At 41.2% G+C, this 21,496-nt stretch carries 12 protein-coding genes; 10 read left to right on the top strand and 2 right to left on the bottom strand.

The genetic code is table 11. The features are described 5' to 3' along the window. The first annotated feature begins 54 nt into the window (after positions 1-54). Both OQ279_RS07280 and OQ279_RS07275 read left to right on the top strand, forming a co-directional pair. Positions 55-774: an NUDIX hydrolase gene (locus OQ279_RS07280; RefSeq protein ID WP_266069205.1), complete on the top strand. Its 720-nt coding sequence runs from the start codon at positions 55-57 to the stop codon at positions 772-774. A gap of 102 nt (positions 775-876) precedes the next feature. Then, positions 877-1,905 carry a LacI family DNA-binding transcriptional regulator gene (locus OQ279_RS07275; RefSeq protein ID WP_266069204.1) on the top strand — a complete coding sequence of 343 codons (1,029 nt, stop codon included), beginning with the start codon at positions 877-879 and terminating at the stop codon, positions 1,903-1,905. Between the two features lie 77 nt (positions 1,906-1,982). Here OQ279_RS07275 and uxaC read toward each other — a convergent pair whose 3' ends face one another. Continuing rightward, positions 1,983-3,380, bottom strand: a complete 1,398-nt coding sequence (gene uxaC, locus OQ279_RS07270; protein WP_266069203.1) for a glucuronate isomerase — start codon at positions 3,378-3,380, stop codon at positions 1,983-1,985. Between the two features lie 18 nt (positions 3,381-3,398). After that, positions 3,399-5,603, bottom strand: coding sequence for a glycoside hydrolase family 3 C-terminal domain-containing protein (locus OQ279_RS07265; RefSeq protein WP_266069202.1), 2,205 nt, complete (start codon positions 5,601-5,603; stop codon positions 3,399-3,401). 178 nt (positions 5,604-5,781) lie between these two features. On the opposite strand from OQ279_RS07265, the gene OQ279_RS07260 reads away from it, so the two are divergent. From OQ279_RS07260 to OQ279_RS07225, 8 genes are all read left to right on the top strand, one after another. After that, positions 5,782-7,947 (top strand): alpha-glucuronidase family glycosyl hydrolase, encoded by a 2,166-nt coding sequence (locus OQ279_RS07260; RefSeq protein ID WP_266069201.1) that lies wholly within the window; start codon positions 5,782-5,784, stop codon positions 7,945-7,947. Positions 7,948-7,954: 7 nt separating this feature from the next. After that, positions 7,955-8,698, top strand: coding sequence for an SDR family NAD(P)-dependent oxidoreductase (locus OQ279_RS07255; protein WP_266069200.1), 744 nt, complete (start codon positions 7,955-7,957; stop codon positions 8,696-8,698). 10 nt (positions 8,699-8,708) lie between these two features. Next, positions 8,709-9,869 (top strand): mannonate dehydratase, encoded by a 1,161-nt coding sequence (gene uxuA / locus OQ279_RS07250; protein WP_266069199.1) that lies wholly within the window; start codon positions 8,709-8,711, stop codon positions 9,867-9,869. 6 nt (positions 9,870-9,875) lie between these two features. Then, entirely contained in the window at positions 9,876-11,015 is a 1,140-nt protein-coding gene (locus OQ279_RS07245; RefSeq protein WP_266069198.1) for an endo-1,4-beta-xylanase, read from the top strand. A 12-nt stretch (positions 11,016-11,027) separates the two neighbouring features. After that, positions 11,028-13,889: a glycosyl hydrolase 115 family protein gene (locus OQ279_RS07240; protein WP_266069197.1), complete on the top strand. Its 2,862-nt coding sequence runs from the start codon at positions 11,028-11,030 to the stop codon at positions 13,887-13,889. A gap of 14 nt (positions 13,890-13,903) precedes the next feature. After that, positions 13,904-14,890 carry an aldo/keto reductase gene (locus OQ279_RS07235; RefSeq protein ID WP_266069196.1) on the top strand — a complete coding sequence of 329 codons (987 nt, stop codon included), beginning with the start codon at positions 13,904-13,906 and terminating at the stop codon, positions 14,888-14,890. A gap of 467 nt (positions 14,891-15,357) precedes the next feature. Further along, the gene (locus tag OQ279_RS07230; protein ID WP_266069195.1) at positions 15,358-16,533 is read left to right on the top strand and encodes a helix-turn-helix domain-containing protein; all 1,176 of its coding nucleotides are present in this window, start codon (positions 15,358-15,360) and stop codon (positions 16,531-16,533) included. A 567-nt stretch (positions 16,534-17,100) separates the two neighbouring features. Next, a partial coding sequence (locus OQ279_RS07225; RefSeq protein WP_266069194.1) for an HYR domain-containing protein occupies positions 17,101-21,496 on the top strand: 4,396 nt, incomplete at its 3' end.

Below are 21,496 nucleotides of genomic sequence, written 5' to 3'. Positions count from 1 at the left end.
CTGTGATGATTATCTGTGTATTGCACAGGTAGTGCAGATGTACCTGGTCAATAAATGAAGAAAGAATTGTTAGATATTGAATCCGGAGAACTTATTTCCACATCAGTGATGAGTTCTATTACTATTGACTGTACCATTTTTGGTTTTGAGAATGGCAGTCTTGAGGTTCTTCTGGTGAAACATGCGAAGGGTATCAGTGAAGGAAAATGGGGGCTTCCGGGGGGATGGATTCAGGAAGTGGAAAGTATAGATGCTGCGGCTCACAGGCTACTAAGAGAATTAACAGGACTGGAGAATATATACCTTGAGCAGCTCAAAGCTTTTGGAGAGCCCGATCGTTTTCCCTTAGGCAGGGTCATAACTGTGGGTTATTATGCTTTGGTGAAACGGGAAGATTACAGCGTTAAAGCGGGGTTTACTGCTTCGGAAGCAAAATGGTTCAAAATTGCAGAGGTGCCCGAGCTGATATATGATCACACACAAATCCTGGAATACAGCATCCAAAACCTGAGAAAAAGGGTGCGGCAGGCTCCCATAGGTTTTAATCTTCTGCCAGAAAAATTTACACTCTTGCAGCTTATGCAATTATATCAGGAAATTTTAAAGGTAGAGATGGATAAGCCGAACTTTAGGAGGAAGTTCTTAAGGATGAAACTTTTGGTAGACATTAATGAGAAACAAAAAGATGTTTCGCACAGGGCTGCCAAACTGTACAAATTCGATAATAATACCTATCAAAAACTAACGGAAAAAGGTTTTAATTTCGAGTTTTAATAGGGCATATAGCTTTTAAAATAAAGGTATAGTTACTTAAGATTATCTATATTTGTATACATCTGCAAAACAACCATTTGTTGTTATTTCCAAGTTGATTCCATGAAAAAGAAAGAAGTGACTATTTATGATTTGGCTAAAGAGCTGAACTTTTCCCCTTCTACAGTTTCCCGGGCGTTAAATAACCACAAAAGTATCGGGAAAAAAACAACAAAGGAAATCCATAAAGCGGCACAAAGGCTTGGATACAGGCCCAACTCTATTGCAGCCTCTCTGCGAAGTAATAAAAGTAAAACTATAGGTATCCTAATTGCCAGGATCAATAGCCCTTTTATGTCTACCCTTATAAGCGGAATTGAAGATACGGCGCGTAAAGCCAATTATAACGTGCTTATAAGTCAGTCTAATGAGAGTTATGAAAATGAGGTGAATAATGCCAAGGCGCTATATGATAGTCGGGTAGGGGGGGTGATCGTATCTCTTGCAATGGAAACAGTAGATACTTCTCACTTCAAGCAGTTTTTAGACAAGAATATTCCTGTGGTTTTCGTAGATCGTGTTCCAAAAGAATTTAATTCTTACCGGGTAGTAATTGATAATTATGCTGCAGGTTATCGTGCCACGAAACATCTTATTGATCAGGGTTGTACCAGAATAGCACATTTTGCAGGATCTCAACATGTAAATGTATATAACATGCGAAAGAAGGGATATATTGATGCCCTGACTGAAAATGGAATTGAGCTTGACGAAAAGCTGATCATTAGCCTTAAAACTATGAGTTCTACCGAAGGTTGGGAAGCGACAGAAAAACTGCTTGGTATGTCCAATCCGCCCGATGGTATTTTTTCTTCAAACGACAGTGCCGCTGTTAGTGCCATCCGCTGTGCAAAAGAAAGAGGAGTGAAGATACCGGAAGAACTAGCTATCATTGGTTTTAATGATGATCCTGTGGCTTCTATTGTGGAGCCTTCACTTTCCACTATTTCACACCCTGCAAGACGAATGGGGGAGATATCGGCTTTAAGAATTCTGGAACATTCAAAGGAAAACCTCGGTACCAGCGTATCAGAGATCACAATGCTTGATACCAAGGTGGTTGTTCGTAATTCCAGTAAAAGAAATCCTTAGATTCCAAACTATTTTGGTGCTTAAAATATTGGATCAAAGTTAAAATAGGGTTTATAAGCGAAATCTATTTACCTGGGTTAAAAGGCAAAATATTCCTTCGCATTGTAATAGCATATGTCCTGTACAATTTTTCCAATCCATTCCAAATCTTCAGGCAGTTCCTTCTTTTCGATCGCATTTCCGAAGTAGTTACATAAGATCCGTCGAAAATATTCATGTCTTGGAAAAGAAAGAAAGCTCCTGCTATCTGTCAACATACCCACAAAACAACTAACGAGCCCCATATTTGAGATGGTGGTTAATTGTTTCTCAATTCCATCTTTTTGATCGAGAAACCACCATGCAGAACCATGCTGTATTTTGCCTTTTTGGGAGTTGCCCATAAAATTTCCGGCCATGGTGGCCATAACCTCATTTTCGGAAGGATTTACATTGTATAAGATCGTTCTGGGCAGGGAATTGATTATGTCTAAAGAATCCAGGTATTTTGCCAGCGGTTTAGCTTGTTGAAAATCGCCTATACTGTCAACGCCTGCGTCTGCTCCCAGGTTATTCAACATTCTGGTGTTAGTATTACGAATAGGTCCCAAATGCAATTGCATTGTCCAGTTCTTTTCTGAATACATTTTTCCCAGATGGTACATTACTCCCGATTTAAAGACCAGAACTTCAGTTGTTTCCAGCAGCTCTCCTGACATTCTTTTATTCAGAATTCTATTGAGCGCTTCATCAGTAAAATCTTCGGAGAATGCACAATCCAAGCCATGGTCAGAAAGGCGGCAGCCATGTTCATGAAAATAGTCTATCCTGCTTTTTACGGCATCAAGGAAGCTTTCAAAGTCATCAATTTCAATCTCTGTTTGGGCTGATATTTTTTCAAGATAGGTCTGGAAACCTGCTTCCTCAATTCCCAGAAATCTATCAGGTCTAAATGTTGGTAGGATTTTAATTTGAAATCCGTCTTTGGCTATTTCCCGGTGGTAGCGTAGATCATCTGCAGGATCATCGGTAGTACAAACCACCTCTACATTCATTTTCCGAAGCAAATTCCGTACAGAAAATTCGGGAGTAGAGATGAGCGAGTTGCAATGATCATATACTTCTTCAGCATTTGAGGTGTTGAGAATTTCATCAACTCCAAAATATCTTTTTAATTCCAGGTGGGTCCAGTGATATAGCGGGTTCATTAGGGTATAAGGAATAGTCGCGGCCCATTTTCTGAATTTTTCCCTGTCGCTGGCCTTTCCCGTAATGTATTTTTCTTCTATACCCAGTGCTCTCATTGCCCGCCATTTGTAATGATCGCCCTCTATCCACAGCTGGGTGAGGTTCTCAAAAATGCGGTTTTTTGCAATATCTTTTGCTGAAAGATGGCAGTGATAATCAATAAGGGGCATTGATTTGGCAAAATCGTGATATAACTTTCTCGCGTGATTAGTCTCCAGGAGAAAATCAGCGTCTATGAAATTTTTCATTTTAATTTTCTTAGAATATTACCTGAGTGTGAAATTGGCTTCTTTTAGTTCTTTTCCCAGTTCAATGCTTCTTTTTCCGGGGCTTGAGCCGCCAATGTAGACACTAAATTCACCCGATTCCAAAACGCTCTCTCCTTCATTATTCACTAGTTGCATCATCTGCGGAGTGATCTCAAATGAAATTTCTTCGGAAGCGCCCGGCTCCAGTTCAACCCTTTTTATTCCGTATAGTTGAGATTTGGGGGTTCTTACTGAAGCTTTAAGATCAGATACATAAAGCTGAACTACTTCTTCTGCTTTCGTTTCTCCGGAATTTGTCACCACAACTTTTGCTGTTAATGATTTTCCTTTTTTCAGTTTTTTGTCTGAAAGTTTGATCTCTGAATAATTAAAGTCGCTGTAGCTAAGGCCATAGCCAAAGGGATACATGGGCTCTGCATCCATGTATTTATAGGTTCTGCCTTCCATACTATAATCTTCGTATGCCGGAAGGTCATCTAAAGACTTAGGAAAGGTTATTGGGAGCCTTCCCGATGGTGATACCTTTCCAAAAATGACATCTGCAACGGCATTTCCTCCCTCTTCCCCGGGATACCAAACCAGGAGAACAGCATCTGCCAGTTCATGTACTTCCTGAAGGTTCATAGGGCTACCTCCTGTGATCACGGCGATAACAGGAGCATCACCTGCCGCTTCATTCAGTTTTCTCAAATAATCGATCTGATTTTGTGGAAGATTGTAATCCAGCCGGTCTCCAAAAGTTTCTGAAGCTATAGATTCTCCTTCTTCTCCTTCAAGAACTCCCGAAATTCCTAATACGGCAATGGTTGCATCGCTATTGCCCGCATTTGGGGAAGCCCAGTCCTGCGGATTCGCATTTGGTCTGTCAAGCAATGTTCCCTGGCGGTATTGCATTTGGCTCTGTGGCTCAATCGCCCCGGCAAGGCCTTCAAGAATGGTGACAAGGTTGGGGTTGATTCCGTGGTAATTTCCAAGTAGCACCTCAATACTCGTAGCATTCGGGCCGGTAATAAAGTACTTGGAAAGGTCATTTTTGAGAGGTAATGCTCCGTTGTTCTTAAGCATTACAATAGATTTCTGCGCAACTTTTCTTGCCAGAGCCCTGTGTTCTTCGGTGTCGAGATCTTCTGCTGAAAGCTGTGAATATGGATTGTCTTCTGCGGGGTCAAAAAGGCCTAATTTGAACTTCGTTTTTAGAAGGACAGCAAGTTGCTCGTCAATTTCGACTTCAGTTACCAAACCTTGTTCAACGGCTTCGACCAAGGAAGGATATACGCTTCCGCAGTTAAGGTTCACACCGCTTTTAATTCCCAGAGCTGCAGCTTCCTCGGGAGTTTCCACCACGTTGTGGCCTTCGTAAAAATCTACCAACGCCCAGCAGTCACTTACGATATGCCCCTGGAAATTCCATTTGTCACGTAAAACGTCCTGCAATAAATATTTGTTTGCGCAACAGGGTTCCCCGTTTGTCGCGTTATAGGCGCACATGATGGTTTCCACATCTGCATCTACAAGGGCTTTAAAAGCCGGTAAATAAGTTTCCCACATATCTTTCATGGAAGCTTCGGCATTGAACTCATGACGAAGTTTTTCGGGTCCGCTGTGCACGGCATAATGTTTTGCGGCCGCAGCAGTTTTCAGGTATTTAGGATGATCACCCTGTAAACCTTTTACAAAAGCTGTTCCCAGCAATGCAGTAAGAAAAGGGTCTTCTCCATAAGTTTCCTGCCCACGGCCCCAACGAGGGTCCCGGAAGATATTAATGTTCGGAGTCCAAAAAGTGAGCCCGCTATATTGACGGCGATAGCCATTTTCTACTGCAGTATTATGGGTTGCCCGCGCCTCATCTGAGATCGCATTGGCAACTTCAAGAATTAGATCTTCATCAAAAGTAGCTCCCATGCCAATGGCCTGAGGGAATACAGTTGCCACACCAGATCGTCCAATACCATGTAAAGCTTCGTTCCACCAGTTGTATTCGGGGATGCCCAGTCGTTCTACTGCGGGACTGTTATGCATCATCTGCCAGGCCTTCTCTTCAATAGTCAATCGATTGATTAGATCCTGGGTCCTTTCCTCTATACTTAAGGTAGGATCATTGAAAGGATAATTTTGATTTTTAGGATTTTCCTGGGCAACGGCAAATCCCGTAATAAAGGTTATAAGTAAAATTAAAAACTTTCTGATTATTAGACTTTTCATGTGGCTATTTTATGGGTTGGTTATTCTTCTAGTGTAGAGGTAATAAACATTGCATCTTAACAAATTAAATATATTTTTAATTTAAACGCAACCGATTGCGTAAAATGTTTTGCTGATAGGTTATTTTTTTCTATTTTTCCGTTCCAAATCACGTGCATATTTTAAATAATCCTCTCCAATGTCTAAATGTCTTTACTTCATATTTTTACTGGCAATTCTCCCGTTAAACCTTCGTTCTCAGGACGGTTATGATCTATGGCTGCAATATTATCCTATTGAAGAAGCGACCCTAAGAGAAAACTATTCCACCCAAATTCAGGGATTAATAACCTATGGGTCTGGCGCTACACTGGATGCTGCGGTCTCTGAGCTTGAAAAAGCTTATGCGGGGTTCTTTGACGCATCAATTCCAACCGCTATCTCCATTAAAGAAAACAGCCTGGTTCTGGGCACCCGTGATAACCTTCCTGCGTATGTGCTTCCTTCTTTGGAAGGAGAATTTACAAAAATTAATTCTGAAGGTTATATTATCAAAAAGATCCGCATTGGGAATACACCTGCAACAGTTATTACTGCAGAAACTGAAGCCGGACTTTTATACGGTACTTTTAGGTTTATCAAAGAAATGCAGTTGAGAAACGCAATAGATAAAATTTCTATAACCGATTCTCCAAAAATCCAGATTAGGGTGCTAAATCACTGGGACAACCTGGATAGGACCGTGGAACGTGGCTATGCAGGATTTTCCATTTGGGACTGGCACCACCTGCCCGAGCTTATCAAGCCTGAATATATTGACTATGCCCGCGCCAATGCCTCTATTGGGATTAACGGAACCGTGTTGACCAATGTGAACGCCAGTTCGGTGGTACTTACTTCAGCATATATTGAAAAAGTAAAAGCCCTGGCTGATGTTTTCAGGTCCTACGGAATAAAAGTCTATCTAACGGCACGTTTTTCTTCCCCAATGGAATCTGGTGACCTGGAAACGGCCGATCCTTTTGATCCTGAAGTAAAACAATGGTGGAAAGATAAAGCCGATGAAATTTATGCTGAAATCCCCGATTTTGGTGGATTTTTAGTCAAAGCAAATTCTGAAGGACAACCCGGCCCTAATAACTATGGTAGATCTCACGTTGATGGTGCAAATATGCTTGCTGAGGCCGTAGCGCCACACAACGGAATTGTGATGTGGCGGGCCTTTGTCTACTCAGAACACGATCCTGATGACAGGGCGAAACAGGCGTATTCCGAATTTGTACCTTTTGACGGGCAGTTCCATGACAACGTGCTGGTGCAGGTGAAGAACGGGCCAATAGATTTCCAGCCGCGGGAGCCATTTCACCCTATGTTTGGCGCAATGCCCGACACCCCACTAATGATGGAATTCCAGATCACGCAGGAATATCTTGGTTTTAGTTCCCACCTGGTTTACCTGCCAAAAATGTTCGAGGAAGTGCTTGATGAAGATACCTATGTACAGGGGGAAGGATCTACAGTAGCGAAAGTTATAGATGGAACCCTGTCAAATAAAAAATTAACAGGAATCGCCGGGGTGGCCAATATTGGAACTGCAAAGAACTGGACAGGTCATCCTTTTGGGCAGGCCAACTGGTATGGCTTTGGAAGACTGGCCTGGGATCCTTACATAGATTCTGAAGAGATCGCAGAAGACTGGCTAAAAATGACATTTTCAAAGGATAAGGATTTTGTTGATGAGGTGAGTGAAATGATGCTGGATTCCCGGGAAGCAGTTGTGAATTATATGACTCCTTTAGGTCTTCATCATATCATGGACACAGGTCACCATTATGGTCCCGGCCCGTGGGTTGGCAACCTGGATAGGCCCGAGTGGAATCCTGTATATTACCACCGTGCCGATTCCTTGGGAGTTGGTTTTGACCGAACTACTACAGGTAGCAATGCGCTTGCTCAATATGCAGAACCACTTAGGGAAAAGTATAATTCAATAGAAACAACCCCCGAGCAATATTTGCTTTGGTTCCACCACGTGCCCTGGGATTATGAAATGAAGAATGGAAAGACTCTTTGGCATAACATGGCTGCTAAATATCAGCAAGGTGTGGAAGAAGTGGAAGACATGGTGAAGACCTGGAATGAAATGGAAGAATATGTAGATGAGGAGAGGTTTGCCACGACACAAATGCTGCTTCAAATTCAGCTAAAAGAAGCAAAATGGTGGCGCGACGCCGTACTTCTGTATTTTAAGCAGTTTTCTGAAATGGAATTACCCGAATTTGTCCCTACACCCGAACATGATTTAGAATATTATCAATCACTGGAATTCCCTTATGCACCAGGCATAAGTCCTTCCTGGCATTAAACTACTTATGAATAAAAATCTTATAGCACTGGTAACTGGCGCAAATGCCGGACTGGGATTTGCGACCGCAAAAAAATTCTGTGATAACGGAATTACCACCTACGTAAATGGTAGGAATAAAGAGAAAACCCTGCAATCCTGCGAGGAACTGGGGCCAAATGCAAAACCTTTTATCCTTGACCTCAATAATCTGGATGAAATACCTGAAGCCGTCGCAAAACTTGCTGAAGAAGCCGGAAAAATTGATATTCTGGTGAACAATGCAGGGATCAATATGAAAAAGGAATTTCTTGAAGTTACTAACGACGAATTTCAGAATATTCTCCACACCAATGTGCTTGCGCTGTTTGCAGTGAGCAGGGAAGTGGCAAAAGTGATGAAAAAGAATAACTACGGAAGCATCATCAATATTAGCTCTATGGCGGCTCAATATGGAATTCCTAAAGTAATTGCATATTCGGCGAGTAAAACTGCCATAGACGGGATGACGCGTGCAATGGCCGTAGATCTTGCGCAATTTGGGATCAGGGTGAATGCTGTTGCTCCCGGGTTCATTAAAACCAATATGTCCAGCAAAGCTTTGGATAATGATCCAGAACGTAAGAACAAGGTGCTTTCCAGGACCCCAATGGGAAAACTGGGAGAACCTTCAGATGTTGCAGATGCAGTTTACTATTTCGCAACTTCAGAATCCAAATTCACTACCGGAACTGTTCTTCCGGTAGATGGTGGAAACTCAATAGGTTTTTAGAATGTATAAAATGACCCAAGCCATGCGTTGGTACGGCCCTAACGACGTGCTCTCGCTTAAAGAATTGAAACAAGCCGGGATCACCGGGATTGTCACTGCATTGCACGAAATTCCCGTGGGAGAAATCTGGTCCAAAAATGCCATTTTAGAGAGGAAAGAAGAAATTGAAGGCCTTGGTTTGCAATGGAGCGTGATAGAAAGTCTTCCAGTGCATGAGGATATCAAGAAACGCTCGGGTAATTTTGAAAAATACATTGAAAATTACAAGATAAGCCTCCGCAACGTAGGTGAATGTGGCATTGAAGTAGTGGCTTATAACTTTATGCCTATCCTGGATTGGGTGCGTACAGATCATTTTTACGAAAATAACGAAGGGGCAACAGTACTGAGGTACGACCCGGTAAAATTCGCCTTTTTCGACCTTTTTCTGCTGAAGAGGAAGAATGTAGAACAGGATTATTCCGACGCTGAGATTGCTGAAGCCAAAGCCCTTGGCGAAAGACTTTCTTCTGAAGAAAAAGAGCAGCTTTTTAAGAATATCCTTCTTGGGTTGCCCGGAAGTAAAGAGAATTTCACCCCTGAGATCATTAAAGACCTGCTTGAATCTTATAGCCATATCAATGACCAGAAACTGCGGGAGAACCTGGTTGCTTTCTTAAAAGAAGTAGCTCCTGTAGCGGCTGAAAGTGGTGTAAGTTTAGCTATTCATCCAGATGATCCGCCTTTTTCGGTGTTAGGATTACCAAGAGTGGTGAGCAACCAAAGCGATCTGGAATATATTTTCAGCAATGTGGATAATAATGCCAACGGACTCTGTTACTGCACCGGATCTATTGGTGCAAATCCCAAAAATGACCTTCTGCAGATCTTTGAAAAATTTAGTGACAGGATCCACTTTTTGCACCTTCGGAATGTGAAAAGGGAAACTTCCGGAGTTTTTATGGAGTCAGATCATTTAGACGGAGATGTTCCTATGACCGAAGTAATGAAGAAGATCCTTAAACTTCAGCAGGAAAAACAGAAAAGCATCCCCATGCGGCCAGATCATGGTTATCTGCATTCCATGGAAAAAGATAAAAATTATTACGCCGGCTATTCATTTATAGGACGGTTGAAAGGTCTGGCTGAATTGCGCGGACTCGAACTCGGAATCCTTGAAACTCACAAATAGAAATCTATGGCTCATTTAAATATTTTAAAAAATTCAGCTCTTTTGATGCTGTCCCTTTCGCTTTTGACCGGTTGTAAAAATGAATCGGATAAAAAAGAACAGACAGCTGTGACCGCTGAAGAACAACAGGAAAAAGGCCTTAAAGATTATTATTCAGACTATTTTCCAATAGGAGTGGCGGTGGGACCGGGCACTGTTCAGGGAGAATCTGCCGAACTTCTTAAAAAGGAATTTAACAGCATTACTCCGGAAAATGTAATGAAGATGGGGCCAATTCATCCCGAGCAAGACCGGTTTAACTGGGAGCAGGCAGATGCAATTGCAAATTTTGCCCGTGAAAATGATCTTATGATGCGGGGGCATGCCCTGGTATGGCATCAGCAAACCGGAGACTGGATCTTTGAAGCTGAAGATGGTGGGAAAGTGAGTAAGGAAGAGCTGCTAAGCAGGATGAAAACCCATATAGATTCTGTAGTTTCACGCTATAAAGGCACTATTTACGCCTGGGATGTAGTGAATGAAGCCATTGCCGATGACAGCACCCAATTCCTAAGAAAATCTGAATGGTATGACATAGCAGGAGAGGATTTCATCATTAAAGCCTTTGAATATGCCCGCGCAGCCGATCCTGATGCTAAACTTTATTACAACGATTACAACGCCATTATTCCCGAAAAAAGGGACCGTATCTATAAACTTTTAAAGATGCTGGTTGACCGGGATGTGCCAATCGACGGAGTGGGAATTCAGGGACACTGGTCTATCTATGGGCCTTCGGAAGAGGAATTGCGTAAAGCTTTGGATATGTATTCTTCTTTAGGCCTGGAAGTGCAGATCACAGAACTTGATGTGTCTATTTATCCGTGGGAAAAGGAACAAAGAGACCGCAGGCCAGATGAGTCCGACGAGTTCACACCCGAACTGGAACAAAAGCAACTGGAAGCTTACGATATGTTTTTCCGGGTTTTTAGAGATTACAAAGATGTACTTTCAAGCGTGACTTTCTGGAATCTTTCAGATCAATATTCCTGGCTGGATTATTATCCGGTAGAGGGCAGGAAGAACTACCCGCTATTGTTTGACGAAGATATGCAGCGAAAAAAGGCATATTTTAAAGTTGTTGATTTCCAGGAAGAAAAAGAATAAAATATCAGTAGTATGAATATCTCCCTAAATATCATGAAAACCAATTTTTTGTTCTTCCTGCTTTTCCTGGGATTGAGCTGCAGCTCTGTTCTTGCACAGGAATCTTATATTTCAACTTCTGAAAAAAATGGATTCTTTCCGTTGGTCTCAAAGGAAGTTACAGCGGCAATTTATATTGATGAAAATGATTTTAAAGGCGTTCATCGCGTAGCCGAAGATCTTCAGAAGGATATTGAAAGAGTGACAGGAAAACTTCCGCAGTTATTAAAAACTTCCGAAGTAAATTCAGGTACACCTGTAATTGTTGGTACCCTTGGCAAAAGTGGACTTATTGACCAACTGGTTCAGAATAACAAGATTGATGTTTCGGGGATTGAAGGAAAATGGGAAACCTTTGCCCTTAAGGTGGTGGAAGATCCATTTCCCGGGGTGGAGCAGGCACTGGTGATCGTGGGGAGCGATAAACGCGGGGCCATCTTCGGGATGTATGATGTTTCCCGAGAAATTGGGGTTTCTCCCTGGTACTACTGGGCCGATGTTCCCGCGAAAAGATCGGATGTCCTTTATGTAAAGCCGGGAACTCATTCTAAAGGAACGCCAAAGGTTAAGTACCGCGGAATTTTCATCAACGATGAAGCCCCTGCACTTGCAGGTTGGGCAACAGAGAATTTTGGAGGCTTCACCAGCGGATTTTATGAGCATGTTTTTGAACTAATTCTGCGTATGCAGGGGAACTACCTGTGGCCGGCGATGTGGGGAAGGGCATTTTATGATGATGATCCCAAAAACCCGGTTTTAGCAGACGAATATGGAATTGTAATAGGAACTTCTCACCACGAACCATTAATGCGGGCGCACGATGAGTGGAGACGCTTTGGCGAAGGGGAATGGAATTATAATACCAATCCCGAAAATCTTCAGAAGTTCTGGAGAGGTGGGATAGAACGTATGGGCGATTTTGAAAGCGTTGTAACTGTAGGAATGCGTGGGGATGGCGATGAGCCAATGGCTGAAGGTACTGCGATAGAACTGCTCGAAAAAATTGTGGAAGACCAGCGGGAGATCATTGCCGATGTCACCGGAAAACCGGCAGAGGAAACTCCGCAGGTTTGGGCACTTTATAAAGAAGTGCAGGATTATTATGACCAGGGAATGCGGGTGCCAGATGATGTAACCTTATTGTTGGCAGATGATAACTGGGGAAATATCCGGAAGCTCCCAAATCCCGATGACGCTCCAAGAGAAGGCGGCTACGGAATTTATTACCACTTTGACTACGTGGGAGGCCCAAGAAATTATAAGTGGATCAATACCTCTCAAATTTCCCGCATATGGGAACAAATGAACCTCGCTTACAAATTTGGGGCAGACCAACTTTGGATAGTGAATGTAGGAGACATAAAACCTATGGAATATCCTACAAGTTTCTTCCTGGATTATGCATGGGATCCTGAAAAAATTGATGCCGGAGATCTGAGAAGTTATACTGAAGATTGGGCTGCAAGGCAGCTGCCGAAAGAATATTCTGAAGAGATTGCAGATATCCTGCTCATGTATACCAAATACAACAGCCGTAGGAAACCTGAGTTAATTAGTCCGGAGACTTACAGCCTTACGAATTTTAATGAAGCCGACAGGATTGTTAAAGAGTATCGCGATCTGGAACAGCGGGCGGAAGCAATCTACGCACAGATCCCTGAAGAATATAAAGATGCATATTATCAACTGGTATTATTCCCGGTAAAAGCATCGGCAAACCTGAATGAACTTTACGTTTCGGCGGCAAAGAATAAACTTTATGCGGCACAGGGCAGAGCTGCAGCAAATAAATATGCTGAAAGGACCAAAGAACTTTTCCAAAAAGACGCTGAGCTAACAGAGCAGTTTCACACCGAACTTGCTGATGGAAAATGGAACCATATGATGTCTCAAACGCACATTGGTTACACCTATTGGCAACAACCCGATCAAAATAATATGCCTGAAGTTGCAAAGATCGAAGTTCCTGAAAAAGCTGAAATGGGAGTGGCTGTACAGGGTGCCAAAAATGCCATTTTTGAGAGGAATTCTTCCGGCAGCTTACCTGCTTTTGATCCCTTCAACGACCAGGGGTTTTATGTGGAAGTTTTTAATAGAGGCCAAAAACCTTTTCAGTATAAAATTCCGAAGAAGTCAGATTGGATAGAGATTTCCGAAGAAAAAGGGATAATAGAAGATCAAAAAAGACTTTTGGTTAGTGTGAATTGGGAAAAAGCTCCTAAAGGTATGACTCATGGCTCTTTCCAAATTAAAGGTGCTGGAAATAAAGTAACTGTTGAAGTTCCGGTTAACAACCCGCAGGATGAGAATATTCAAGGCTTTGTAGAGAGCAACGGCTATATTTCTATGGAAGCGGCTAACTTTTCAGAAAATAATCAGGTAAACAGCAGAGGGTGGCAATTGATCCCAAACCTTGGCCTAACAGGATCTTCAATGGCTTCTTATCCGCATGCACCCACGCAGCAGGAACTTTCTGAAAATAACCCTTATCTCGCTTATAATTTTCATAACTTTAGTTCAGGTGATGCTGAAGTTGAATTTTACTTATCTCCCACGCTGGATTTCAGGAACCAGGGCGGCTTGAAATTTGCAGTTTCTGTTGATGACAGGGAACCGGAAGTGATCAATATGCATGAGCAGACAGAGGATAACTGGAATACTTCGGTAGCCAACAACGTAACGAAAGTAAGAACAACAATAAACCTTGAGCCGGGGAATCACAGCTTGAAAGTGTGGGCCATAGAATCTGGCGTGGTGGTACAAAAGATTGTGATAAGGACGGGAGAAAATAGAGATTCTTATCTTGGACCTCCCGAAAGTGCAAAGGTGGAATAAAATAAAATTTAATAATGAAGTATAGAATTTTAGGAAAGACAGGATTTAAAATATCTGAAATATCTCTTGGAACCTGGCAGGTAGGAGGGAAATGGGGTTCGGGATTTGATGACCAAAAAGCCGAAGAAATACTTAACACCGCAATTGACAACGGGATAAATTTCATAGATACAGCCGATGTTTACGAAGATGGCTTGAGTGAGGCAGCGGTAGGAAGAGTGGTAAGATCAAGATCTGAAAAGATCTATGTGGCTACCAAGTGCGGCCGCAGGATATCACCTCATGTAAATGAGGGCTACACACCCGAAGCTTTAACTAAATTTGTAGAGGATAGCCTAAAAAACACCGGATTGGGAAGACTGGACCTTATTCAGTTGCATTGTCCTCCAACCGATGTTTACTACAGGCCGGAGATCTTTGAGACTTTTGAAAGATTGCAGGAGCAGGGCAAAATAGACAAGTTGGGCGTGAGTGTCGAAAAAGTTGAAGAAGGGATCAAAGCTTTGGAATACGATAACGTTTCTACGGTCCAGATCATCTATAACCTCTTTCGGCAGCGGCCACAGGAGAAGTTCTTTAAAATGGCAGCAGAGAAGAATGTTGGGATCATCGTAAGAGTCCCTCTGGCGAGCGGATTGTTAACCGGAAAATTCAGTAAAGATTCTCATTTCTCGCCCGAAGATCACCGTAATTTTAATCGTGACGGGGAAGCTTTTGATAAAGGGGAAACTTTTGCCGGAGTAAATTTTGAGAGGGGGGTAGAGGCTGCAAATGCTTTAAAAGCAGTTTTCCCCGATACAGAAAATCTGGCGCCCATGGCCTTGAAGTGGATCTTGAGAAGGGAAGAGGTGAGTACTGTCATTCCCGGTGCTTCAAAAGTAGATCATTTGCTATCAAATCTTTCAGTAGAGGAAACTCCAGATCTTTCTGAAGATCAAATTCAGAAAATGAACAGGGTTTACGAGGAATTTATCAAAAACGAAGTTCATCAACGCTGGTAGAAATTTCGGCAACGAAAAATTGACAATAAAAACACCATTTTTGAGATCCCGTCACTTCTTTTGTGACGGGATCTTTCTTTTAAAGAGATCTGAATATGGATATTTTTTCAGAAGAAGCTTCATAAAAGATCCAGCCAAACATACTTTAGTGAATTCCTCAAAACCTGATACTTTCTCTTAGTGATTTGTGGGAATTTTCAGGGGGTTTATGCCTCAATTTGATGAAGTAGGTGTTTTTAAGCGATCTTCTTTATGATTTTATAATGAACAATTTACTCGACAAATCGCTTTATTGTTGACCTGATTGATGAAAAAGCTGCTTATAATTATATTTTGGGAATTTCCGTAAATATTGAGTTACTTCGTGTCGGTTATTTTAGATCCATTTTTGGAGACAAATTTTGTCTTTAAAACTGCTTTAAATTTCCGAAAATGTTAAAGGGGAGTAACATTTATAAAGGTGTATTTTGATTCTAATTTTATTAATCGCAGCCATATTCGGCTTTGTTTTATCAACTACCTTATTTCTTAAGAGGTCAACAAATACACTTGCCACCCGTATTTTGGGAGGTTTCTACTTTCTTCTTTCGCTATATGCCTTACAGGCTTATATTATAGATGGGGGCTATTTAGAACACTTTACCTGGTTCTTTCTGTGGCCTTTGTTACCATATCATCTCATTTTTGTTCCCATTTACTATTACTTCCAGGTTATTTTAACGGATAGGCTTAATTTCAAGATCACCGATTTAATTTTATTCATTCCCTTTCTACTGGGCGTTATAGATGTAAGTTATGTTTATCTTCAACCGGTAAGTTTTTATAATGATATAATCTCCCATACGATATCATCTCCGGAAAGGAGGCTGGAAGTAGATTACTGGCTGCTCACTCTTGATCAACACCTTCTAATACGCCACGTTTGGCAATTAGGGGTGTTAGTGGTATTACTGCCTCAACTTATAACCTTTATCAAAAAAGACAAGAATGATGAGCTAAAATCTATTCTAAATAAGTGGTTAGTTACTTTTTGGAGTATTCTCATGATCATGGCATTACTGGCTATTCTTTATGCATTAGAAAAAATGTTTGAAGAGAATTTATTCCATTCGTTGCTGGTCATTGGAAAAAATGGAGGTATAATTACTTTCTTTCTTTATATAGCCTTATTCCTTATTGGAGTTATTCCAATTTATTTTCCGACAATTCTGTATGGATACCCTCAAAAAGTAATACCTGCTTCCAGTCCCGAAGTAGCTGTAAAGGAGCCAAAAGAGCAGGATGATGAATTAAAATTTGGTCTCGATGAGCAGGAGGTGAAATCTAAACTCATGGGGTTAAAGGATAGAAAATTGTACCTAAACCAAAATTTTAATCTTACCGAATGTGCAAGGGAACTGGAAATGCCTTCACATCATATCTCATACTTCCTCAAAAAGCAGTACGGATTAAGCTTTGCTTCCTACAAAAATAGTCTACGCATGGAGCATGCAAAACAACTTATTGAAAATGGCTATTTAGAAAGCAACACTATTGAAGCTTTGGCCAGTGAATGTGGTTTTACCAGCAGAACTTCCTTTAGTAAAACCTTCAAAACCCTTGTGGAAGTTAGCCCTAGCGAGTATGCCGCCACTATGAATTAGCTTTGTGAAGCCTCTCTGTTTCAGTAATAAGCACGTGTCCAAATTTAATTTGAATACATCATTTGTGGGATTTTAACTGCATTAACGTTTTTTTAAGGTTTTTTTTGCGCCATGAAATGGGAGCAATTGAAGATTTATGTTAGGATCTTCTATATATACCCAAAAGTGGGTGTTGTTATCAATTAAGTACTTATATATATTCGCCGCTTTAACTTTTTGTTAAGAAGTGCTTTCTTTCATAAGACATAATTGAAACAGATTTGACTTTAAACTAAATCATTAATACATAATCAATGGGGGCTGGCAGCTAGCTTTTGCTTTAGATCTATGTTAAACAACTTATTATCATGAATAAAAAGAAGTTTATCAATAACATTATTCAAAAAATTGAGTAGTTGAACCTTAATATATTGCTTTTCATCTAAAATATTTTATCCATCATGGGATTTAATGCTATCTATTTGTTAAATAAATCTAAATTAGCCTCTTTTAGTCCTGTATGTTTAAATATCCTGCAGCTTAATTGATGGATATTTTAAATAGCTAATTAATACTAAACAAATCTATATGAAGAAACTTTTACTATTTATTTCTTTCCTACTATTGAGCTTTATCAGCTCTGCTCATACAGTCCAAACTTTTTGGGAACTCAGGGATGACGGGACTATACGTTTTTGGTTAGAGCATTGGCACAATGATGTAACTGACTCGAATTTGGGTAATTTTTATATAGTCGTTAATCAGGGAAGTGGGAACCAAAATATTTCAGGATCGGGTTATTATAATAACATCCCTTTTGGCAATTTACCTGTGCAGGGTACAATAAATAACCGTGTTCAATGTAGCGGCCAGGCAAACACCTATAATGACTGGGTGTATTATGATTTCTTACCAGTTAAATGTAATGAAGAAGTTACAATTAAATTTGTGGAAGGCCCCCCGGCTGAAACTGAGGAGGCCTGTACTAATGGACTTTTTGGATACTCCATTACCCAAACTTTTTATGATCGGTCTGCCCCCACAATTACTGCAAGTGATTTAAATGTAGGTACAAATCAAACAAATTGTGAATTTGTAGCTGGATCTTTTTCTAATGTTTCTGTAGCAGAAAACTGTGATTCAAATCCTACAGTAGTTTACTCTGTTGAAGGTAATGTAATTGATCCGCAAACTTTCGTTTTTCCCCTGGGGACTACTACAGTATCCGTGAATGCGACAGATAATACGGGTTATCCTTCTAACAACTCATCAAGTGCTAATTTTGATGTGATTGTGAGCGACAACCAGCCTCCAGCCTTCACAAGTTTTCCTGCAGACATTCAGGTAAATGTTGATGCAGGGCAATGTGATGCAGTGGTGACTTATAGCAGTCCAACAGCTTCAGATGACTGTGATTCTGATCCTACCATAAGTCTAACTACAGGTTTTGCAAGTGGTTCTGCTTTTCCACTGGGCGCTACCACTGTTACTTATGAAGTTTCGGACGGGACAAATAAAACCACACAATCCTTTACTGTAACAGTAATAGACAATGAACTACCAACTCTTAGCCTTCAGGATATAACCCGCAAACTTACCAGTATAGATGGGCTAACGGTTCCAGCGACAGAATTTATTTCTGCAGTAAACGATAACTGTAGCTATACTATTACACCGGCTAATTTCACCTTTGACTGTACTAATGTTGGCACTCAACAAGTGACCATCACAGCGAAAGATGGTGCCGGGAATGAGGTTATCAAAAATGCACAAATTACAATTGAAAACCCCGATGCTCTTGTGCAGCCCAGCGAAGGTAGTACTGTAGTTTCTTCACCTGGAAATTATACAGTAATTGATAGTAATTTATTGATTCTTTTGTCTGACAATGTTAACGGTGCGACTGTTTCAATTAACGAGAATTTCCAATCGGGTGATGAGTTGAGGTTGGCTACAGGTTTTACTTTGCCTTCAGGCGTCTCAGGCAGTTATAATACTTCTACGGGGGTGTTCACTATTTCGGGAGCTATGACCTCCCAGGAGCTGCAGGATATCTTTCAGAATATCCAGTTTCGTACTACCAGTAGCAACGTTCTCGAAAGAGAAATAGTTTTCAATATTGGAGCAGGAGTATCCAACTCCGATAATAATCATTATTATGAATATGTAGACGGTGCTTTTACCTGGCAACAGGCAAAAGCCGATGCTGCAACTAAAACCTTAAACGGTCTTCAGGGATATCTTGCAACTATTACTTCTGCGTCAGAAAATCAATTTATACTAACCAAACTATCAGGTGATGGATGGATTGGTGGATCAGATAGTTTTTCTGAAATCAATTCAGCAGCAGGCAATCCGCTTTACAATACTCAAACCGAAGCAGAAGGCAAATGGTACTGGGTGACTGGCCCCGAAGCCGGAACCCAATTTTCAGAAGTGTCACAAAGTGTAAATGGTCAATTTGAAAACTGGAATGCTTCAGAACCTAATAATTCCGGTTCCTCAGAGCATTCTCTTCAAATATATTATCAAAACGGAGGTTTATGGAATGACTTGAACGGAGGCAATAGCTTAATAGGCTATATTGTAGAATACGGGGGGCTTTCAGGTGATCAATCTTGTTTTCAGTATTCAGGTGTAAAAACCCTGGAATTGAACACTCCACCACAAATTTCTGAAATTTCAGATATTGAAAACTGTCCTTCAGAGACATATAGTTTTACTGTTGAAATTACAGATGCCGAAGATTCTTATCAAGACCTGGAAGTAAAAGCTACTTCAGACAACCAGGCATTTATACCCAATGCCAATATTAGTGTTGTGCATAATGGGACTAATTATGAGGTAACTATAGTTCCTGTTGAAGATACACAGGCCAGCACTAATATTACTATCACCGCGACAGATTCCGGAAACCTCTCATCGACCAAGGTCTTTAAATTTACCGCGGTAGACAATGTAGATCCGGTTGTGGAGACCCAAAATATCACCGTGCAGCTTGATGCTGAAGGAGCTGCGACCATCACTCCGGTGATGATTGACAACGGCTCTTCAGATAATTGTGAAATTGATACGATGAGTCTCGATATTACTGACTTTAGCTGTTCAAATCTCGGTCAAAATACAGTGACTTTAACTGTAAAAGATAAAAGCGGAAACGAATCTTCCGAAACAGCAACGGTAATTGTTGAAGACAAGATTTCTCCTCAAATACTTAAGCCTTCCCAATTGGTTTTTGAATCCGATTCAGAACTTTGTGGTGCATTAATCGATTTAAGATTTAACACTCAGGATAATTGTGCAAGTACTGGCAATATCGCTTATAACGGGAATGCAGCCGGAGGGTTGGCCGGTTGGAATGTTACCTTAAATGGGGGTAATGGCTGGGCAGTAAACGGAAATTCTTTTCGCACCTCTTATAGCCTCGCAAAAAAATCTCAGGTTATAGATTTACTGGCTCAGGGTTATAGTAAAGAGTTGCTCGATACCGCACCAGAGATCTCAATCTCTGAAAACTACCGTGGGGGATGGCCAGACTTTAATGATACCTACTTTTTTAGGGTTGAACTAAGAGATGAAAAAGGGGAAGTTATTGAGTCCTTCAACTCGGGTACTTTAACCGCAAATAACACCTGGCAAACAGTTAGCAGTTCTTTTAATGATTATGGAACCGGGCTGCGGTATATCTTTATAGAACATGGTGGTAAGGATGTTGAATTCTGGGCAGGTCATTATGGGACAGAGATTGGAAATCTAAATGTTCAGGTCAATGCTCCGGGTGTAACTCCAAACCTGCCGGTTCAGCAAACTGCGGGAATTCCGTTGAGCGATGAATTCCCGGTAGGGGGGACTGTGAACTCCTATGTGGTTATGGATTATGCAGGGAACACCAGCACTACAAGCTTTACCATTACTGTAGAGGATAAAACTTTGCCAAAGGTGGTCACCCAAAACATCACTGTTCAGCTGGACGAGAACGGACAGGCCTCTGTTTCTCCCGATCAAATAAATGATGGTTCTACAGATAATTGTGAGATTTCTGAAATATCATTCTCTAAAGAAATCATTGAGTTTGCAGAAGTAAATGAAAATGAAAATCTCTCTATCTCTTTGCCTGCCGGAAAAGTTGTAACAGCGGTAAAATTCGCCAGTTATGGTACACCAACCGGAAGTAGCGGAGAGTATAATTTAAGTTCCTGCCATGCTGCCAGTTCTCAGGCAATTGTTGAAGGCTACGCCCTTGGTAAGAACAGTTTTACCATTCCGGCATCAAACGGGGTATTTGGAGATCCTTGCTCTGGGACAGTAAAGAGATTATATGTTGCAGTGAGTTATTTGACTGAAGCAAATGATGTAGAATATACCTGTGATAATATTGGAGAAAATACGGTCTTCTTAACAGTAGTAGATAAAAGTGGGAACGCTAATTCTGCGGAAGCTACTGTAACTGTTGAAGACAATGTAGCTCCGGTTGCGGTAATCCAAAACATCACCGTACAGCTTGATGCTGAAGGAAACGCAACCATCACTCCTGAAGATATCGACAACGGTTCTTCCGATGCCTGCGGAATTTCAGAAATGTCTCTTGATAATGCCATTTTTGACTGCTCTAATGTTGGGGAGAATACTGTGGTGCTAACTGTGGAAGACAACAATGGAAATACAACTTCTTCCGAAGCAATCGTGACTGTAGAAGATAATGTAGCTCCTGTAGTTGTAACTCAAAACATCACTGTTCAACTTGATGCTGAAGGAAACGCGACCATCACTCCAGAAATGATCGACAATGGCTCTTCAGATGCCTGTGGAATTTCAGAAATGACTCTTGATATTGACATTTTTGACTGCTCAAATGTTGGGGAGAACACAGTTGTTCTGACTGTTGAAGACAATAACGGAAATAAAACTTCTTCCGAAGCAATCGTAACTGTAGAAGACAACGTAGCTCCTGTAGTTGCGATCCAAAACATCACCGTGCAACTTG

It is taken from the genome of Salinimicrobium profundisediminis (assembly GCF_026241755.1).
Classification (GTDB): domain Bacteria; phylum Bacteroidota; class Bacteroidia; order Flavobacteriales; family Flavobacteriaceae; genus Salinimicrobium; species Salinimicrobium profundisediminis.
Note: the sequence above shows the minus strand (reverse complement) of the source record. Positions and strands in the feature narration are given on the sequence as shown.